At 40.4% G+C, this 20,387-nt stretch carries 19 protein-coding genes and 1 pseudogene; all 20 read right to left on the bottom strand.

Going from position 1 to position 20,387, the window contains the following annotated elements; translation table 11 throughout:
- Positions 1 to 72: 72 nt before the first annotated feature.
- On the bottom strand, positions 73 to 582 hold the full coding sequence (locus HT728_RS06800) for an N-acetyltransferase (protein WP_112445029.1): 510 nt from the start codon (positions 580 to 582) through the stop codon (positions 73 to 75).
- Positions 582 to 1,628 (bottom strand): phenylalanine--tRNA ligase subunit alpha, encoded by a 1,047-nt coding sequence (gene pheS, locus HT728_RS06795; RefSeq protein ID WP_112445101.1) that lies wholly within the window; start codon positions 1,626 to 1,628, stop codon positions 582 to 584. Before pheS ends, HT728_RS06800 begins: the two co-directional genes overlap by 1 nt.
- Positions 1,629 to 1,995: 367 nt before the next feature.
- Complete coding sequence (locus tag HT728_RS06790; RefSeq protein WP_173234466.1) at positions 1,996 to 4,674, bottom strand: DEAD/DEAH box helicase family protein; 2,679 nt, start codon at positions 4,672 to 4,674, stop codon at positions 1,996 to 1,998.
- Positions 4,675 to 4,915: 241 nt separating this feature from the next.
- Positions 4,916 to 5,710 carry a Fic/DOC family protein gene (locus HT728_RS06785; RefSeq protein WP_050265972.1) on the bottom strand — a complete coding sequence of 265 codons (795 nt, stop codon included), beginning with the start codon at positions 5,708 to 5,710 and terminating at the stop codon, positions 4,916 to 4,918.
- A 76-nt stretch (positions 5,711 to 5,786) separates the two neighbouring features.
- Positions 5,787 to 5,897, bottom strand: a pseudogene (locus HT728_RS06780) (DNA cytosine methyltransferase); the annotation flags it as partial.
- Between the two features lie 158 nt (positions 5,898 to 6,055).
- A complete protein-coding gene (locus HT728_RS06775) occupies positions 6,056 to 6,466 on the bottom strand; it encodes a hypothetical protein (protein WP_050265970.1) in 411 nt (136 codons plus the stop codon).
- A 261-nt stretch (positions 6,467 to 6,727) separates the two neighbouring features.
- Positions 6,728 to 9,379 (bottom strand): valine--tRNA ligase, encoded by a 2,652-nt coding sequence (locus tag HT728_RS06770; protein WP_173234464.1) that lies wholly within the window; start codon positions 9,377 to 9,379, stop codon positions 6,728 to 6,730.
- A complete protein-coding gene (locus tag HT728_RS06765) occupies positions 9,372 to 9,950 on the bottom strand; it encodes an AAA family ATPase (RefSeq protein ID WP_173234462.1) in 579 nt (192 codons plus the stop codon). The genes HT728_RS06770 and HT728_RS06765 overlap by 8 nt, the downstream gene beginning before the upstream one ends.
- Positions 9,950 to 10,510 carry a GNAT family protein gene (locus tag HT728_RS06760; RefSeq protein WP_188110921.1) on the bottom strand — a complete coding sequence of 187 codons (561 nt, stop codon included), beginning with the start codon at positions 10,508 to 10,510 and terminating at the stop codon, positions 9,950 to 9,952. Before HT728_RS06760 ends, HT728_RS06765 begins: the two co-directional genes overlap by 1 nt.
- A 255-nt stretch (positions 10,511 to 10,765) precedes the next feature.
- Complete coding sequence (locus HT728_RS06755) at positions 10,766 to 11,161, bottom strand: helix-hairpin-helix domain-containing protein (RefSeq protein WP_000038635.1); 396 nt, start codon at positions 11,159 to 11,161, stop codon at positions 10,766 to 10,768.
- Between the two features lie 95 nt (positions 11,162 to 11,256).
- On the bottom strand, positions 11,257 to 11,511 hold the full coding sequence (locus HT728_RS06750; protein WP_000119707.1) for a DUF1912 family protein: 255 nt from the start codon (positions 11,509 to 11,511) through the stop codon (positions 11,257 to 11,259).
- Positions 11,512 to 11,520: 9 nt separating this feature from the next.
- Entirely contained in the window at positions 11,521 to 12,855 is a 1,335-nt protein-coding gene (locus HT728_RS06745; RefSeq protein WP_173234458.1) for a DUF438 domain-containing protein, read from the bottom strand.
- A complete protein-coding gene (locus HT728_RS06740; RefSeq protein WP_173234456.1) occupies positions 12,855 to 13,088 on the bottom strand; it encodes a DUF1858 domain-containing protein in 234 nt (77 codons plus the stop codon). The genes HT728_RS06745 and HT728_RS06740 overlap by 1 nt, the downstream gene beginning before the upstream one ends.
- A 264-nt stretch (positions 13,089 to 13,352) precedes the next feature.
- Entirely contained in the window at positions 13,353 to 13,535 is a 183-nt protein-coding gene (locus tag HT728_RS06735; protein WP_050252318.1) for a hypothetical protein, read from the bottom strand.
- A 1-nt stretch (position 13,536) separates the two neighbouring features.
- Positions 13,537 to 14,316: a hypothetical protein gene (locus HT728_RS06730; protein WP_173234454.1), complete on the bottom strand. Its 780-nt coding sequence runs from the start codon at positions 14,314 to 14,316 to the stop codon at positions 13,537 to 13,539.
- Between the two features lie 367 nt (positions 14,317 to 14,683).
- Positions 14,684 to 15,793 carry an SPFH domain-containing protein gene (locus HT728_RS06725; RefSeq protein ID WP_173234452.1) on the bottom strand — a complete coding sequence of 370 codons (1,110 nt, stop codon included), beginning with the start codon at positions 15,791 to 15,793 and terminating at the stop codon, positions 14,684 to 14,686.
- Positions 15,794 to 15,805: 12 nt separating this feature from the next.
- Positions 15,806 to 16,363: a hypothetical protein gene (locus HT728_RS06720; RefSeq protein WP_173234450.1), complete on the bottom strand. Its 558-nt coding sequence runs from the start codon at positions 16,361 to 16,363 to the stop codon at positions 15,806 to 15,808.
- A 20-nt stretch (positions 16,364 to 16,383) separates the two neighbouring features.
- Complete coding sequence (locus tag HT728_RS06715) at positions 16,384 to 16,887, bottom strand: hypothetical protein (protein ID WP_001067003.1); 504 nt, start codon at positions 16,885 to 16,887, stop codon at positions 16,384 to 16,386.
- A 171-nt stretch (positions 16,888 to 17,058) separates the two neighbouring features.
- Positions 17,059 to 17,409 carry a 30S ribosome-binding factor RbfA gene (gene rbfA / locus HT728_RS06710; protein ID WP_001273601.1) on the bottom strand — a complete coding sequence of 117 codons (351 nt, stop codon included), beginning with the start codon at positions 17,407 to 17,409 and terminating at the stop codon, positions 17,059 to 17,061.
- 165 nt (positions 17,410 to 17,574) lie between these two features.
- Positions 17,575 to 20,376, bottom strand: a complete 2,802-nt coding sequence (infB, locus tag HT728_RS06705) for a translation initiation factor IF-2 (RefSeq protein ID WP_173234448.1) — start codon at positions 20,374 to 20,376, stop codon at positions 17,575 to 17,577.
- Between the last annotated feature and the right edge of the window lie 11 nt (positions 20,377 to 20,387).

Raw genomic sequence — 20,387 nt, 5'->3', positions numbered from 1 at the left:
TAGTTCTCCAGAATGACAGTTGCCACTCTGGTTCTTTTCCTTTCCTATCATTTCAATAGAAGAATCATCTTCTTACCTTAATTTCTTTCTCAGTAACCAATCCGTATCTACTTTTTGACCAACCATAAAATGATGTTGGCTAAATTTTTCAAAACCATATCGGTTATAAAAGGCTTGAGCTTTTGTATTATGCTCCCAAACACCTAACCAAGCCCAGGAAAAACCATTTTTTGTAGCAAGTTCCAGAGCGAATTCAAACAGTTGCTTACCGAATCCAAATCCTTGGAATTTTTGTAGCACATAGAGACGTTGAATTTCAAAAGCGTCCTCTAATTCTCTCTCAGTTTGAGCACTTCCCCAGTTGACTTTAAGAAAACCAGCTATCTCCTCTTCATGCATAATGAAATAGGTTTCGGATTCTGGATTTTCCAACTCAATTGACAAAACTCTCAGACTATAAGCCTCTTCAAAGTATTCCTGTAACTGCTCTTCCGTATTATCATGAGCAAATGTTTCACGAAAGGTTTGTTTAGCAATTTTAGCCAACACCTCAACATCTGCCATTTCTACTTTTCTAATCATTATTTAAACTGCTCTGAGAAGCGGACATCTCCTTGGTAGAATCCACGGATATCATTGATTCCGTAACGGAGCATAGCTACACGTTCTTGACCAAGACCAAAGGCAAATCCAGAGTAAACAGTCGCATCGATACCACTCATTTCAAGGACACGTGGGTGAACCATACCAGCTCCCATAATTTCGATCCAACCAGTTTTCTTACATACGTTACAGCCTTCTCCACCACACTTGAAGCAAGAAACATCCACCTCAACAGATGGCTCTGTGAATGGGAAATAAGATGGACGCAAACGAATTTGACGCTCTTCACCGAACATTTTTTGCACAATCAATTGAAGGGTTCCTTGAAGGTCTGCCATAGAAATGTTCTTCCCAACAACCAAGCCTTCAATTTGGTGGAATTGGTGACTGTGGGTCGCATCGTCCGTATCACGACGGAACACACGCCCTGGTGAGATCATTTTCAAAGGACCTTTAGAGAAATCATGGCCATCCATGGCACGCGCCTGAACAGGAGACGTATGGGTACGGAGTAAGATCTCTTCTGTGATATAGAAAGTGTCCTGCATATCGCGAGCTGGGTGGTCTTTGGGAAGGTTCATACGTTCAAAGTTATAGTAGTCTTGCTCTACTTCAAAACCATCCACGACTTGGTAACCCATCCCAATGAAAATATCTTCGATTTCTTCACTAGTTTGTGTCAAAACATGACGGTGACCAGTAGCAACTGGACGACCTGGAAGCGTCACATCGATACTCTCGCTAGCTAACTGTGCAGCGACTTTCTTTTCTTCCAAGAGCTTAGCTGTTTCTTCAAAGGCTGCTGTCAAGACATCACGAGCCTCATTGACGTGTTTCCCAATGATTGGACGCATCTCAGCAGATACATCTTTCATTCCTTTGAGGATTTCAGTAAGCGAACCCTTTTTACCAAGGACTGAGACACGCAAATCTTGCATCTCTTTTTCATTTTCAGCAGTAATCTGCTTCAAGCTAGCCAGCGTTTCTTCACGAAGCGCTTTTAATTGTTCTTCAATAGTTGACATATTTCCTCCATCAGTCGCTCGTAGATAAAAAGAAAACCACATGCCAAAAACTCCACTCGGAGCGTTGACACGCGGTACCATCCGTTTTCATCTGACAAGTCAGACCTTCATTTCTAAATCCATGCGCAAGTGAATTCACCCAGCTTTCATATAGAGAGCTTGCAGTCACGGCTCTCCTCCCTGATATACTTCCCTTGAGTTACTAGTCTTGCGGATTTCTATTCAATTACTACTTAGTTTATCAGATTTTTACCATTCTTGCAAGACCTATCTCACTTCTGCTTGTTAGCTGCGATTCGAATGTGAAAATGTCATCACTCTCACTAAAGAAATGAAAATCATACATAGAAATTTTTAAAAATTTTCTCTATCGTAAACCTGCCACTAGTTCAGAAACTATACTAGCTGATTCCAAACGTAATATGGTCACTTCATCTACCTTCCCTAATAATGGCATTGCACCATACCAAACAATGGTCTTGTTTACCAAAAGAATAGGCGTGACTATTTTTGATTGAGTAAAAGATACTTTAATTTTCTGGCTCTTCAACTGGTCTAGCCATGTTTTATTTGCAACCGTCTCTGGTACACATATCTCAATTTGACTAATCCTAAATTCTTTTAGAAATTTCATCAGTTTTGTCTGGTGCACATAAGGTAAAATAAGCAGACACTCCTGTCTTTCCCCTGCCAAGTCCTCTCTCAGCACATTCTCATATCTACTATCAACATAAACGAATTGTTTCTCCTCACCCTCAATGACACAATAATCCATCTTTCGATAAGCTACTTGTCGTTTCTGAAACATCTTTTCTAAATAAGGAACATGAATATCCACATAATCGAAAATACGTACCAAAGACTTATCCTTGTAGTTTCTATGAATCCGACCTGCATACTGAATCAAATTATTTTTCCAAGAAAAGGGCGCTGCCAAGATAAGCGTATCTAGCTGAGGCAAGTCAAAACCTTCGCCAATGTATTTTCCAGTAGACAACAAAACAAACCCTTTATCTAACTGTTCTAACGTCTCCAGTAAACTTGTTCTCTCTCGGACTTTGGTTTTGCCACTAATAATATAAAAATCATCAACCTCTTTCTCTTTCAATAACTTTTCAAAGACATCTATCTGTTGAATTCGATTGACTAGAACCAAGATATTCCGCCCTTCTGTCACTTGGTCTAGAATATCCTTGAGAATCATCTGATTCCTCACTGAGTCTGTCGCAATCCAATCACTAAGCTGTATAAAATTACTTGCTTTGGTCTTTTCAATCTCCAAATGACCAAAAGAAGTGAATCTTAATTGCAATTGCCGTTTAAAATCCGTTTCCCTCTTATCAGCAGTATGGAGTATCTCACCAATTCTCTGAAAAACAATAGGTTCATGACCATTCTTACGTTCAGGCGTAGCCGTCAAACCGTAAAGATACTTCCCTCTAAACTGTGCCACAACTTTTTCAAACATCAAAGCAGACACGTGATGACACTCATCCACAATCATCATCTCATACTTATCCAAAAGACTTTGACTATTTTCCAACTTAAATAGAGATTGGATCATAACGACATCAACCAGTCCACTCAGCCATTTCTTAGTCCCACCGTACTGCCCAACATAGCCTATTACCCTTTCACGACCTGATGCCGTATAACGGGTAGCTTCTTCCTCTTCGAAAGTCAAAAAATGGTTTAAACGATCCAGCCATTGGTCTAAGAGTTGCCTATTATGGACTAGAATAATTGTTTTGGTCTTACGTTCAGAGATGAGAGCAGCACCTAAAACGGTCTTCCCAAAACCAGTCTCCGCATGGAGTAAACCATTTTCTTTGGAAATCATATCTGACAGGGCTAACTCTTGCTCCAAAGTGAGTTCTCCCTTAAATTCCACTCTAATAGACCTTTGTACCTTTCTCCTATCTTCCACAACGACCTGCTTAAATTTATCTTGCAATGGATATAGCAAACCTCTCGGCAACCATAAATAATGATCGGATTCTCCAAATAAATACATTCGCTCAGGAATTTGATAGGTTGGCTGTCGCATAGCCTGCTTTAAATAAAATTCGGGATTAGAAAATGAAGCCATATTTTTCAAGAAAAAAAGTGTCTTGGGTGTCACAGACGATTTTTCAAGTTGGATCATATTGGATAAGATGACCTTCAACTCCTTATCCAATTCTTGCTTCCCTAACTCCTCTTGGATTAACAGTGCCACTTTAGCAGTTGAAACCCTCTGAATCTCTTGTAGATACCTCCATTGGTCTTCATAAGGCTGAAACTGTTCATCCACAAAGACCGTTCTCCCTTGATGGTAAGCTTCTCCTTGAAAAGGCAAGGCAATCAAATTTCCAAATCCCCCCTTAGGAAGGACATCCTGATTTGGAAACATGCGATCAAAAGAATCAAAGGACAGTTGCATACTTTCCTGCATAGCCAGTTCTAACAATTTCTTTCCAAACAAGCGAGCCTCTCGACTCGGAATCGCTTCCTCAAAGAAGAACCAAATATGGAGTCCGTGACCCGAACGAGAAATCTCTAAATGGGCTTCCATCTGGCGTTCCCTGGCTATTCTTCGAATGGTTAAACCAGCTTCTTTCCAATCTCCTTCATCAAAATCCAGTACCAAAAAATAACAGCTATCATCTAAGTGCATAGGAAAGATACCGATAGCTGTCTCCCCACGAAAATGAGATTTCAAAACGGAGTCCGTTAATGTCTGGAAACTCCGTTTTTCAGGCGGCAACTGCTTCCAACCATAATCATAGGATGGAAAATACTGAATTTTCCCTTGATCATTGATAAAACTCTTAGCATAAACATCATAACGGCCAGCAAACACAGAGGTAAACAATTGTAATTTTTCTTGCGTCGTCAAGTGACTACTTTGAAGTTGGAACATCTCCTCGAACTGAGAGCGTTCCATCACAAACTGACTCTTGTCTTTTAGACGTTTACACAAGAAAAACTCACTATCCCCATTAAAAGAAGAAAAGACATCAAGTACTTCTACCACAATTCCATCCAAAGACACAAAAACAGCCATAACAATCACCTCCTTGATTCCTATAGGCTGATTATAACAAGAATAGCTGAAATTGTACACGAAAATAAAATCCGAATAGCACTGAAAGTACGAAATAAATAGAGTTTAAACGAGCAATCTATAAAATAAAAAAAAACACATATTATCAAGCGACCTAAATCTTTGATGATATGCGTTTTCTTGTAGGAATATTTACTTCATTTTTTTCCTAAAATTCAATGTTTACTCAGTATTAGGATTTTTAAAGATCGAGTTCTAGATACATCTTTTCTGATGACAGATCATTTTGACCACCGAGCAAGAGATTTTCAAAAAAAGCTGTTAAAAACTCAGGACGTCGCTGTAAAATCTTTGCATTATCTAATACCAAGGCATCACGAAAATACTTGGCATGTTGCTGAAATGGTGTATTATCAATATCAAAACCAAACTCACGAAGATACTGAATCAAAAAGACCGTTACCGTCCGAGTGTTTCCTTCGCGAAATGGATGAATCTGCCAGATTCCTGAAATAAAATGCTGGATTTTTTTAACCATATTCGCCTGGGTTAGTGTCGAATATGTAACTTGTTTTTCCTGATTAAAATCATAATCCAATGTCATTTGAATCATGGAGTAATCAGAGTACACAACACTTTCACCATTCAAAACAGGTTCATTCTTTGTGATATTGGTCTGACGAAATTGCCCCACCGGAATAGAGGTTTCAAATATATCTTGAAACAACTCCTTATGAATAGCAAGTAAGGTCGCAGGACTGAAGCTAAAGCCTCTTCGAGACAATAGTTCTACAATACGTAGAGAAACCAAGTCTGCCTCCTCCGTACTTGCATCAATGGTATGATGATAAAACGTTGCATCCTCATAAACCTGCTCATAAGTCAGTTCTCCCCGAGACTGTTTCTCAGCCAAAGATTCCATATAAGCTGATGGCACTAGATTGTCAACTTTCTGCAGACCAAAACCAATCTGCCATAAGTCACGCTTAGCTTCATAAGACAAGTTTGGGTTGTCAATGTTGTAAGTTGGTTGCATAGAAAGTTCCTTTCAATTGTTTTTCTTCAGTGACTGAATAATATGATTATCAAGATATATCTGAATAAATGGGCCAGTAAGTCTGACGCGCAGACTTATCGAAGTCATTGGCATACACCACTCTGAACTCGTTGGTCTGTTCAAATCCCAACTCAATTCTCCCAACACCTGAGAAGAAAGCTGCAATGTTGTACTTCTCAGGTCGGTTCGAACTTAGATGGTTTGTTGTGTAGTAAGCTGGTTTCTAGAATAGAACAATTTATATATCAAAAAAATAAAGAAATTTATTATTCACTAATTTTCAAAATCAAAATTATAGTTTTCTAAATTATATAATATTCTAATTTAAAGTATTTGAAAATTATGTAACACATCAATTATACCAGCTATCCCTCCGATTACTCCTATGTAGTTACTTAATGTTTCAATTATTCCAGATTTCTCACTCTCTGAAGAATTATCTTTAGAAAGATTATTGATAAAGTCTTTGATTTTATTTTTATCATTTTCTGATAACTCATTTTTCATCAATAATTTTTCAAGAGGTTCGATTACTTGATACTTTGTGATATTAATATTTTGTACCCCATTATTATTCTCAAATTTATCTCCTCCAATCTTATCACCGTAGATATTGTCACCATAAGAGTTGATATTTTGAGAAATATTAGTCGGAATAAATCTTAATTCTCTCAGATATATTGTTTCTCTATCTCCATTCCCAAAAATTCTAGGAGTTATTTTCGAAAAATGCAAAACATCAGTGATTGTTTTACCATACCCAGTAGTCTATACCATAATATATATAGTTTCTCTCACGATCTTCTCGTAACTCAATCATATTTTGTAATTTATTAATGTCGTATTTCTTTTTATAATCAATCTTAGTAAAATAATTTAATATTAATTTTTCTACCAAATAATAAATAATTCCTATCAGAACAAGTAAAACAATTCCACTAAAAATAAATAAATATTTATGTTCAAAAAATAACTTTATCGCCTTAATTTCCTCCTTTATTTCACCAACTTCTTCATCTCATCAATACGTGCTACGGTCGCGTCGTATTTCGCTTGGTAGTCGGCTTGTTTGTCGCGTTCTTTCTGGACGACTTCTGGTTTGGCATTGGCTACGAAGCGTTCGTTAGAGAGCTTCTTACCGACCATATCCAGTTCTTTTTGCCATTTAGCCAGTTCCTTGTCGAGACGAGCCAATTCTTCTTCGACATTAAGGAGGTCTGCTAGTGGCAGGTAGATTTCTGCTCCAGTGATGACGCTTGACATAGCCAGTTCAGGTGCAGGAATAGTTGATGCGATTTCCAGGTGTTCTGGATTTGTGAAGCGTTTGATGTAGTTGACATTGCTGTTAAAGAAGGCTTCCAAGTCGCTATCGCTTGTCTTAACAAGGATGGTGATAGGCTTGCTTGGTGCTACGTTTACTTCCGCACGCGCATTCCGAACGGCACGGATCAAGTCTTTGAGACTTTCGACACCTGTGTGGGCCGCAAGGTCTTCAAAGGCTGGGTTGACAGTTGGGTATGCTGCTGTGACGATTGAGCCTTCTGAGATTTGTCCAAAGATTTCCTCTGTCACGAATGGCATGATTGGGTGGAGGAGACGAAGGATCTTGTCCAAGGTGTAAAGAAGAACAGAGCGTGTGATGACTTTCTCTTCTTCATTTTCGCTGTAAAGTACTTCCTTGGTCAACTCAACATACCAGTCCGCAAATTCATCCCAGATGAAGTTGTAGAGGATGTGTCCAGCCACACCAAATTCAAACTTGTCAAAGTTAGCAGTAGCTTTTCCGATGGTTTCATTGAGGTTGTGGAGAATCCAGCGGTCTGTGACATTCCCAGCTTCCTTGTTGACAACTTTTTCCACATTGGCAGTCGCTTGCTCAAGAGTCAAGCCTTCATTGTTCATAAGGATGTAGCGAGAGATGTTCCAAATCTTGTTAATAAAGTTCCATGAAGCATCCATTTTCTCGTAAGAGAAGCGCACGTCTTGTCCTGGCGCAGAACCGTTTGAAAGGAACCAACGAAGGGCATCGGCACCGTATTTCTCGATGACATCCATTGGGTCAATACCGTTACCGAGAGATTTAGACATCTTGCGTCCTTGCTCGTCACGGATGAGACCGTGGATAAGCACGTTTTGGAATGGCTGACGACCAGTAAATTCCAATGATTGGAAGATCATACGAGATACCCAGAAGAAGATGATGTCGTAACCTGTAACCAAGGTTGAAGTTGGGAAGTAACGTTTGAAGTCTTCTGAGTCGACATCAGGCCAGCCCATAGTTGAGAATGGCCAAAGGGCAGAACTGAACCAAGTATCCAAGACGTCTTCGTCCTGAGTCCAACCGTCACCTTCAGGAGCTTCTTCGCCGACGTACATTTCACCCTCAGCATTGTACCAAGCAGGGATTTGGTGACCCCACCAGAGCTGACGAGAGATAACCCAGTCGTGAACATTTTCCATCCATTGAAGGAAGGTATCGTTGAAACGTGGAGGGTAAAATTCTACCTTGTCCTCTGTGTCTTGGTTGGCAATGGCGTTCTTAGCCAATTGGTCCATCTTAACGAACCATTGAGTAGACAAGCGTGGTTCAACCACAACACCTGTACGCTCTGAGTGACCAACACTGTGGACACGTTTTTCGATTTTAACGAGGGCCCCGATTTCTTCCAATTTAGCAACAACTGCCTTACGAGCTTCAAAACGGTCCATACCTGCAAACTCGAAGGCAAGCTCATTCATAGTTCCGTCGTCGTTCATGACGTTGACTTGCGGCAAATTGTGACGTTGACCAACCAAGAAGTCGTTTGGATCGTGGGCAGGCGTGATTTTCACGACACCAGTACCAAACTCAGGATCAGCATGCTCATCTCCAACGATCGGGATCAATTTATTAGCGATTGGAAGGATAACGTTTTTACCAATCAAGTCCTTGTAGCGTGGGTCTTCTGGATTGACCGCAACCGCAACGTCCCCAAACATGGTCTCAGGACGAGTTGTCGCAACTTCAAGGGCGTGTGAACCGTCTTCCAGCATATAATTCATGTGGTAGAAGGCACCTTCCACATCCTTATGGATAACTTCGATATCAGAAAGGGCAGTGCGAGCAGCTGGGTCCCAGTTGATAATAAATTCACCACGGTAGATCCAGCCTTTCTTGTAAAGGTCCACAAAGACCTTACGAACAGCTTTTGACAAACCTTCGTCAAGAGTGAAACGCTCACGAGAATAGTCTACAGAGAGCCCCATCTTGCCCCATTGTTCCTTAATAGTAGTGGCATATTCGTCTTTCCATTCCCAGACTTTCTCTAGGAATTTTTCACGACCGAGGTCGTAACGCGTAATGCCCTCTCCACGCAAACGCTCCTCAACCTTAGCCTGAGTCGCAATCCCCGCGTGGTCCATCCCTGGAAGCCAAAGGGTATCAAAACCTTGCATGCGTTTTTGACGGATGATGATATCTTGCAAAGTCGTATCCCAAGCGTGACCAAGGTGAAGCTTACCAGTTACGTTTGGTGGTGGAATAACGATTGAATAAGGCTTAGCCTTTTGATCTCCTGAAGGCTTGAAAACATCAGCATCAAGCCATTTTTGGTAACGACCAGCCTCAACCTCGGCTGGATTGTATTTAGGTGAAAGTTCTTTAGACATGTGTGTGTCCTTTCTCTATTTTGTTCATTTTATTTTGAATTTGCTTAGCAGCTTCTTCTGCAGACAGATTCGTATTATTTATTTTAAGGTAGTGGTGCAACTCATTTGGTTGATGTTGGGAATTTAATTGAAGTGTTTCAGTAGTCTCCAAAATTTCTCTTTCAGATACCTCAATATGTCGTTTTAAGGGTTTGTGCTTCAACCGGTTCTCCGTTCGATTTCGATGTAAGCGCTCCTCAAGACTTGTTTCCAACTCCACAAAAAGAATCTCTTGATGATAGTCGTCCAACAAATCCTGAATTTGCTTCAAATACATCAGCTGGTACTGATTTGAAAAATCAATTACGTCTGTTAAAATTACTGATCGCTGATTTCTTGCACTTGCTCCAAGGAAAGAAAAGGTAATTCCACGAACAAATTCCCACATCTCCTCTGTATAATCCTGATAGATTTCTAGTGCAAAATCGATGGCTTGATGGTTATAAAAGAGGGTAGAATCCGTCAGTTGAGACAGTTCTTGACCAATCGTCATTTTTCCTGAGGCTGGAGCACCAATGATGAAAAGATGCATCAAATTACCTCCCACTCACTCCTCAGCAAGCCATATCTCAAATCATCACAGCGGTTTCCTTGAATATCTTTACGGTCTCTTATGCGAGCTTCGAGGGTAAATCCAAGTTTTTCTGCGACTCGTTGACTTTGGACATTATAATCAAAACAACTCAGTTCAATCTTATGAAGCCCCAGTTCTTTAAATCCTAAGTCAATCAAGGCAAGTGCTGCTTCTGGTACATAGCCTCGACCCCAATAGTCTGGGTGCAGGGTATAGCCAATCTCCAGCACATCGTCTTCGTGGCGATGATTGAAGTCAACAGAACCAATGACTTTATCCGTTCCTTTGACGACAATTCCATAGCCAGCTGGGAGATTTTCCTTTTGATTGCGCTCAGGAAGGATATGCCCCAGATAGTAAATCTCATCTTCCAAGGTCTTGACTGGAGGAAAACCTGCTGGATAGGCGACCTCTGGCAAACTAGCATAGTCAAAGACATCCTCAGCATCCGCCACAGTACGGACTCGTAAAACGAGATGTTCTGTTTCTAATCGTTCTGGCAGTTCAGTTCTTGTCATCCTTATACCTCGTTTTCTACAAAAAATCGCCCCTGCCATCTACATGACAGGGACGAATGTGCTTATCCGCGGTACCACCCAATTTCGGGCAGTTGCCCGCAACTTTGTTTATTTCATTTTCATCCATTAGCAACCAGTTTTGACACATTTGTGGACTTCTCAGCGCCGCCACTTTCTGTAAAATGTGGGATTCAAAACACCTCTAATGGCTCTATTGTAGCAAGATTTTGACGGAAATGCAAGGCACAAGAAAAATTACTTGAATTTGATGCCATTTTCTTTCAATTTCTTGATGGTAGCTGGGCCGATTCCTTTCAAGGCAAGGAGTTCTTTTTCAGTCCAGTTTTTGAAATCTGAAGCAGACTTAATTCCTTCATCATAGAAAGTCTTAGCACGATCAAGTGGAAGTCCACCCAAGTTTGCTGCAAAATCTTCTACAGAATTGGCTACTTTTTGAGCTTGCTCTTTGGTAGCTTCCACTGCTTGTTCAACTTTTTTAGAAACAGCCTTACCAGCTTGGCTTGCTGACTGTTCTGCACGTTTCACGACTTTCTTTGTCTCTTCTACAACCTTAGTCACAGTACTTGAAAAAGCGCCTGCACGACGGAGGCTATTTCGTAATTGTTTTTTACGATTGAGTTTCTTTGACATGATAAAATCCTTTCAATAAAAAACCCCTGTTCTGACAAGGATTTAATATAAATATTCTATCAAGATTTTAGTAAAAAATCAAGAATCTATCTCATTTAATAATTCCGCTCACCAAACAATCCCTCTGGTAAATCATGGAATCCCTTACCTGCCTTGAAGTTTTCAAACTTACCAAGCAAGAACTGATAAGCATCCAAGCGACTTTCGTAGCGAATCATGGCATCTTTGGCACGCTCGTCTTGGTCTTCTTCGTAGACTTTTTGGCTTTCCTTGTGCGCCATGTCGTTAATCATAATCTGTGTATTAACCCAAGCTTCAAATTCCTTCATAAATTCTTGTTCGTAACTCATTTTTTCTCCTTATTCTAATCCACGGAAATAGTCCGTATCAATCTCACGGTAGGGTTGAATATCCTGAACGTACTCCAACACACCTTGGAATTCCCCATCTTCATTGTGCACTGCAGCGTAGGTGATGTGGACAAACTTACCTCGCGACTCAGACTTGAACCACATTTCATACTTATCTTTGCTTCCCTCACGAAGCCCCTTCATGATAGTCTTGACCTTGTCCAAGTACTTAGGCGGATGACAGAGTTCAACATTGCGCCCAACTTGGGACGGCGTCCGTTTGAAAATCATCTCATCAGCTGGCGTATTGTCATTGTAATACTGGAAAATATCGTCTTTATTGACAAAGGTAATCTCCATAGGGAGGTGATTGAGGATGAGATTGGCCTGCTCGACGGAGAGATAGCCATTGCCAAAAGCCTGTTGACTATGGCAGTCCAACACTGCTTCCTTTTCCTTAGGGGTAAAGGTAATGGTAAACTGTCCTTCTGGCGTATCAATAACCTGCTGAACTTGACCCTCTGCCGTATCTAGCTGTACAGGCTCCTCTTCACTCTTTTCCTCAACAAAACTCTGGCGTTCTGGCACCCATTTCTCAGACGGACGGATAATAGCATAGCCATAGGCGTCGCTCTCCTCTGCAATCTGAAGCCAATCATCTTGGGTAAAGGACTCAAGAAGAATCATGAGAAGGATGGACTCTTCCTTGAAAATCATACTTTCAAACTCTGTCGCAAAGGCTTCAAAAGTTTCCTTTACAGTGCTAATCGACACTTCTGGTAGTGACTTGGCTGTCGCTAAAGCTGTTTGAAAGAGTTCCCTAATCTGGTCATCCACTCCCCACATAACTTTGGGAGGTGAATCGTGTCCATAGCGCTCCATGATAGGAAAGAAAAGTTCTTCTTTACGTTGGTAATGAATATCAAATTGACCTACAAGTCCCATCTGACGCACCAAACCCTTACGCATCTCCGCCAGCATTTCTTCATCTTCCATAGACTCATAGGTATCTAACAATCTACGAATGCGAATCAAGGTCGCACGGAGAGCCAGATTTTCTTCTTTGAAAATCCGAACTGGGTGACCTGGATGCTCAGTATCCTCTACTTCGACACCTTTGATAGCATTTTTAAAAAGATTAGCATGGACATCGCAGAGTTCCATAACATCTTCAAAGGTGACACCTGAGTCTGAGTTCATCAGCTCGTGCTCCATGAGGGAAATCTCTATGGCTGAGACACCCGCAAAGGTCGCATCAAAGCGCTCTTGAACCGACTCAGGAGAAGCGCCATTGTGCAATTCTAACAAAATATCCCGTAGAATATGAATCCGTTCATCTGCCATTAGTCTAATCCAATCACTTCGTAGCCATTTGCTTCCAGCATGCGGACAATCTTGTCCATAGGAGTTCCTTCTAGCTTAGAACCCTGTTTAAGCGATACTTTGCGACCGATAGTATTACGCATCAAGGGATTAGCAAGGGGTTTAAAACCCAGCTCCACTAGGATTTCCAAGACTTCTGGATGCTTATCCACCACTTCTGCAACAGGAATTGACACATCGATGATATTGTCCATGACGACCTCCATGTATGTTCTAAAATGATTTTACTGCTTATATTATACCATATGGAAAGAGATTAAAAAACTAGCAGTACAAGACTTGCTAGTTCTCTGTGACTTGGATTATCATCTAAATAAGTTTAAAGAGCCAATCCAATATTTTAAATAATAGCTTGTAAAACAGCAATTGGACTGCAAAAGAGATGATCATCCAAAAGAATTTCACAATCCCAATAATCGGTTTGATAAAAATAATGGCAAGAAGTCCCCAGAAAAATTTCATTTTTTATCCTCTGGCTTAATGAGCCACCGAGCCGTATCCATTAACTTGTCAGCAATAAAAAGTTTTCCCAGACCAACAACGGCGTGGTCATCTTTCTTTATCGTTTTCATTACTTTTACACCTTGCATGGTCAAAAAGTAATTCCCATAAGTTTTAGCTAGAATTTTTATGAGTCCCATATTACTCTCCTTCGAGGATTTCAGCCTCTTTTCGGATTGTTTCAACATCTTCTTGATATTGAACTTCACTATAGTTGACTAGCTTGGACAATTCTTTCTGCAAGCTTTCCCCCATCGGTTTCATAGTTGCAAAGGTTAATCCTCCAGAAATGATACCTCCCAAGATAGGTATAAATTTCCCCATTCCTTTGGCCAACCCTCCCTTGGTCAGATTCACACCAAATATTTTTAAGACTTTTTTCAAAATAGGGTACCAAAGCGTCTTTGTTAAAGCTTTATTAGGTACTGTTTTCATTACCTGTTTGGCAATTGTTATACCACCAGCACGTAGCAAGGCAGCGGTTCCATTTACCCCCAACATGACGCCTAGATAAAGCAAGAGGGTATTTTGAGCATCTTCACTCAACTCATCGCGTGAAGCCCAAAGATCCTCATATCCATAAATATAACCTAATTCTTGAGCTAATTTTAAAGAAAAAGCATAAAATTGAGCTACATCCGCTGGTATGGTAATTGCCATAGCAAGCCCTCCAGGTAATCCAGCAACAACAGAAGTCCCACTCGCTAATAATACATTGTCCCGAATACAAGCATTAGCTACACGATCTAAGATTTCTTGAGATAGAAGAGTCGTTGGACCTTGTTCCAATAAGGTAGGAATATCTTTTGGATCCAATTCTTTGGAAAACTTATCCACTAAAAATTTCGAACGATCAACCTTAACAACAGGTAATTTCACCACTTGTTGCAATACTTGCATAGCTAACTCTTGTTCAGCCATATACAAACTCCTTTTACTTCTGTAAGTTATATTCTATGATAGCATACTCTTTTAAAGTATGTTTCAAATTCTCCTCAAAAATTTTCAAAAAATCCTTAGCAACTTATTTGTTAAAGATTTTTAATAGTCTTTGTAGAGACAGCTCGAATATTCAACTCCTACCTTTACAACATGATATTCTATCTGTGAACGATAGTCTATTATTGTTTTACCTAAAATGTTCCTTGAATACACACTAATACTCTTCGAAAATCAAATTCAAACCACGTCAGCGTAGCCTTACCGTACCCAAGTACAGCTTGCGGCTAGCTTCCTAGTTTGCTTTTTGATTTTCATTGAGTATAACTATGAGCTTTCGAGCTTCATCTTATAAATCCATAATTTCTTTTTTCTTTCGATCAAATTCTTCCTGGGATAGTATCCCTGCATCTAAAAGAGATTTTAGTTTTGTAAGGGCTTCGATTTGCTCATCTAATGATAGACTTGGTTTCATGGCTTTTTCATCTAAACCTTGTGCCATATTCATACCAAATATCATTCCAGCACTATCACCTAGACCATGTTGCTCCACTCCTGATGCAATTTTTTGTTGTGCTGCAATATTAGAAGATTTCTGCGATACATCATCATAAGCTTTTAAATTCATCTTATTTGATGAAAATTGTTTAACCAATTCCTTAGATTCTGGTGAGAACTCAATATTAGCAATGGCAACTTTTACAATCTCAAATCCAAAACGTTCTTTCCAAGTCCCTGCATACTGTCCATCATTTGATACCTGTTCCGCAAGAACTGCAGCTTGTGAGGGTAATTGTGAAATACGATAAGTTGTTGACAAGGAATTAAGTGCAACAATAAAAGATTGAAGAAACTCTGTCACTATTTGTGATCTAGCTTGAGCGCTATCAAAGGTATAATAAGTCACATTGGCAGGAAGAAAGTTTCTGATAAATTGCTTAGCATCTGTAATTTGGATAGAAAATGTTCCAAAAGCACGTACTTCTAAATCTGTCCCATAAAACAAATCATTATACATGACTGGACCGCGAGTCCCAAATTTAATATCACGAATTTCTCTCAAATTAACAAAACAAATCTGTTTTTGCTGATCACTTTGACCACCGAATCCAACACGATTAACAACATTGTCAAACAGTGACTTTTTCAATCCATCACCGTTAAAAACACTGCTCTCACCATTTTGGTATTCATATCCACCTGGTTCTGTAATAATTTCCTCGATACCAGACTGACTAAAGATAAAGGCAGCAGTATTTTCTGGAATAAAAATCTTGGATCCGTTCGAAATAACACCTACAGATCCCTTCGTATTGACACCCCTACCATTATTACTTTCTTGAACAATACCTGGACTTACAGCTGTATGTTCATCAAAAGCTTGAATTGTGATAATTTCTTTCCACTGGTCTGCAAATGTCCCACCAATAGAATCTGTGATGGCTTTTATCAACCCCATTTAATTGCCCCCTTATAAACTCTGCTCCATATCACAATAGGCACATCTTACTGTTTGCTTCACTTGACCTGACAAAGGTGCTCCACAAAAGCTACACTTGGTTGAAATCTTTTCTGGCTCTGCATCCTTAATCCCAAGCCCTGCTTTAAAAGTGTCAAATGTATCCTTAAATGTTTCTGCTAAAACATCTGCTCCAAACAAGCTACTATCCCCCAAGGTTTCAAAATTACTTGTATCACCTGAAATCAATTTAATAATGTTTCTAGCCCACTTGTCAGTATCCTTAGTATTATTAAATGCAAAGATAGCTTGTCCGCCATTATAATAAATTTCCAGCCGTTTCACACCATTGGTTTTGGTTACTGAAACTTGAGGTTTCCCTTCAAAAATTTTAATCTGGTTAATAGGAATGGTAACTTGGTCTTTTTTTCCTCCCCACAAACCTTTTTTGATATATATTAAGTGTAGATTCGTTAAAATTAATTCATCTGTAGACAAACCATTTTTCCCAAAACTCACATGGTCACTATTCATAACCATATATTCATGTGGCAATAATTTATAATCCATATTGAACTCCACTCTTCCTATTAAAGACTAGCTTTCCACTGCTCCACTTGTTCATGTAGATTATCACGATAATCTTTTAGAGTCTTAATCACTTCTTCTTTCCCTTGAATCGGTGCTTTCTTTAATGGACCATATTGTTTTTTCAAATCTTCCATTTCTTTTTTAGTGCTATCTTTTAGTTCTTGGATAGCAGCGCTATCTTCTAAAACAGTTCCTTTAAAAGCTTCGTCTGCTTCTGTATAGTAATTATCGATTATTTTCTCATTCATAATCAAGTAATCTTCATAGGTTTTTATAGACTCAATTGTCGTATCGCTAACATCTTGTGGGTTAAAATCGCTTGAACTGAGTTTTTCTTTTGCTTTAGCAAACAATCCTTTCTTTTCAGAACTACTAGATGAAGCTTCTGTTTGATTCTCACTAGAAGAGCTACTTGTTTTTTCAGAAAGAGAACTACAAGCAACTAGAGTAGAAACGGAAAGACATAGCAAAGCTAAACGACAAACTTTTTTTACATTATTCATTGATAGAATCTCCTTTTATTTATGAAATCATCATATCATATTTCCTAAAAAAAAAAAGCATTTTCTAATTAGATAACATTAAAAAATACAGAATCCCTTTTTTAAAAGAATATTTTTCCATTTCAAATTCCACCTATTTTCCTCCACCAAAAAAGAGGGTTGCCCCTCTTCTTAGTTCTTATCCAGATTGCGTAGCATTTCGTCAATCTTGTTTCCATATTCGATGGACTCGTCTTTGACGAAGGTCAAATCTGGGATTTTGTACAATTTCAAATTGCGACCAAGTTCACGTTTGATAGTACCAGTTGCTTTTTCAAGCCCGATTTGGGCTTTCTGATTATCTGAAGCAAGGTTACTCAAAATGGTGTAGTAAACCTTGGCAACAGACAAGTCACCTAGCATCTGAACATCTGTGATGGTCACGCCTTGGACACGCGGATCACGGACTTTCTTTTGCAAAATCTCATTGACTTCACGCTTGATTTCCATGCCCACACGATCCGTACGGAAATGATTTGCCATGATATTCCTTTCTCTACTTTGAACCAAAAGCTAGGCCAGCAGACCTAGCTATTTTTATTAGATAGAGGAACTAGAGCCATTTGAATCTAGGAAACAAGCCTTAGATAGAACTGAAGTTCATCAAGGCGCTGTTGACGACGAGTCAAATGAGCTATCGTTTCTCTATTATCTCTTGATTTCTTCCATGACGTAGGCCTCAATCACATCATCCATCTTGATATCATTGTAGCCATCGATCATCAATCCACCTTCACGACCGTTTGTAACTTCTTTCACGTCGTCTTTGTAGTGTTTCAAGCTTGCGAGTTCGCCATCATAGATAACGACACCGTCACGGATAACACGAACTTTAGAGTCACGGGTAACCTTACCGTTGATAACCATGAATCCACCGATAGTTCCGACTTTAGACACCTTGAAGGTTTCACGGATAACTGCTTCACCGATAACTTTTTCTTCGAATTCTGGGTCAAGCATCCCTTTCATGGCTTCTTCCATCTCTTCGATAACCTTATAGATAATGCTGTGGAGACGGATTTCCACATCGTCAGCTTCTGCTTGTTGACGAGCTTGTGGTGTAGGGCGTACGTTGAAACCAACGATAAAGGCATTTGAAGCTTCAGCAAGAGTCACGTCTGATTCGTTGATAGCACCAACCGCTGAGTGGACGATGGTTACTTTAACACCTTCCACATCAATCTTTTGAAGTGAGGCAGAAAGGGCTTCAACAGAACCTTGTACGTCAGCCTTAATGATAACGTTAACAGATTTGAGTTCACCAGCTTTAAGGGTATCAAAGAGATTTTCAAGGCTGACACGTTGAGTAGCTTGGCGTTGTTTCATGAGGGCACGTTTGGCACGCTCTTCACCGGCTGCACGCGCAGATTTTTCATCCTCATAAACAGCAAAATGGTCACCCGCCATTGGCGCTTCGTTCAAACCTGTGATTGAAACTGGTGTTGATGGACCTGCTACCTTAACACGACGACCAAGGTCGTTGGTCATAGCACGGACACGACCGAAGGTATTTCCGACAACGATTGGGTCTTGAACATTCAAGGTACCTTGTTGAACAAGAAGGGTTGCGACCGCACCTTTTCCTTTATCCAAGCGCGCTTCGATAACTGTACCGATCGCACGCACTGTTGGGTCTGCCTTGAGTTCTTGGATTTCAGCCACAAGAAGGACTGTTTCCAACAATTCTTCGATGTTTTGGTTGAATTTAGCCGAGATTTCAACAAATTCAGAATCTCCACCCCAAGCAGTTGACATGACACCATGCTCTGCCAATTCACCGATAACGCGTTCTGGGTTGGCACCTGGTTTATCAATCTTGTTGATAGCTACGATAATTGGAACGTTCGCTGCTTTTGAGTGGTTAATGGCTTCGATTGTCTGAGGCATAACCCCATCATCTGCCGCTACGACCAAGATGGTAATGTCGGTAACAGAAGCACCACGCGCACGCATTGATGTAAAGGCCGCGTGTCCTGGTGTATCAAGGAAGGTAATCTTCTTGCCATTTTCCACGATTTGGTAGGCACCGATATGTTGAGTGATACCACCCGCTTCACCTGTCGCAACACGAGAGTTACGAAGGGTATCTAGGAGGGTTGTTTTACCGTGGTCAACGTGTCCCATGATAGTTACAACTGGTGGACGCTCAACCAATTCATCTTCATTGAGATAACCATCTTCGACAAAGAAACGTTCGATGTCGGCATTATCCACTTCAACCTTTTGCTTAGCTTCGATACCATAATCCACCATGAGGAGTTCAATGGTTTCCCCATCCAAGGATTGGTTTTGTGTGGCCATGACACCCATCATAAAGAGTTTCTTAACGATTTCAGCTGGTTCACGTTTGATACGTTTTGCGATTTCCGCAACGGTCATACCATCTGTATACTCAAATTCTGTTGGCAATTCATGGAATTTACGCTCTGTAACAGGTTTTGGAGTCTGATTACGGTTGTTCTTGTTATTGCCTTTTTTATTCTTTTTGTTGTTATTCCAGTTACTATTCTTTTGATTTCTCACTTGATTTTGACTACTTCGATTCTTTTGTTGTTTTCTAGGACCATCTTCTTCGTGATCATAATCGTCACGATTTTTGTCTGGTCGAGCTTGTTTTTTACGACGTGTATCTACTGCAGGTTCTTTTTTCTCAGGGACGACTTCAACCACTGCTTGAACTTGCTGTGCTTGTTGCGCTTGTTCAGCTAACTTAGCCGCTTCTTCAAAGATTTCCTCTGGTTCCTTGCGTTTGTTAGCTTGAGCCAAGGCTTCTTTAGCCGCTTGATACTGCTTGAAGCGTTCCTCACTTGAACGCGCATACTCTGCATTTTGCTCTGCTTTTAGGGCTGCTGCACGGGCTTTAAAGTCAATACGTGGAGCCGCTTGATTTGAACGTTTGTCCTCTTGCTGACGGCGCTCATTTCTACGATTTTGCTGACCTTGCTGCTTCTTAGCTTGGTCATTAAAGCGACGATTGTCGCGGTTGCCTTGAGCTTGTTTTCCGCCATTACGGCCGTCATTTTTCTGACGGTTTCCGTTTTGTTGTTGGTCACGGTTATTGCCCTTATTTTGCTTGCGTCGTTCTGCCTGCTCTTTAGCACGTGCTTCACGCTCAGCCTTGAAATTACGACTTTGCGGTTTAGCCGCTACTTTTTCTGCCTTCGGAGCGACTGCCTCAGCTGGTTTTGCCTCTTCCTTGGCTACAGCTGGTTTAGCTGGTTCAGACTTTTCGGCTTTCTTTTCTGTACTTGCTTTTGGTACTGCAGGTTTTGCTTCTGCTTTCGGAGCAGCTGCAGGCTTAAAGCTGGCAGCGATTTTTGCAGCGACAGCTTCTTCCACACTTGATGAGTGGCTTTTCACATCCAAGCCCAACTCTTTTGCACGCGCTACAACTTCTTTACTTTCTTTTCCAAGTTCTTTTGCGATTTCGTACAATCTTTTCTTAGACAAATCATGTCCTC

Origin of the sequence: Streptococcus sp. 544, from assembly GCF_013277385.1 — a bacterium.
Taxonomy (GTDB): domain Bacteria; phylum Bacillota; class Bacilli; order Lactobacillales; family Streptococcaceae; genus Streptococcus; species Streptococcus mitis_BA.
Note: the sequence above shows the minus strand (reverse complement) of the source record. Positions and strands in the feature narration are given on the sequence as shown.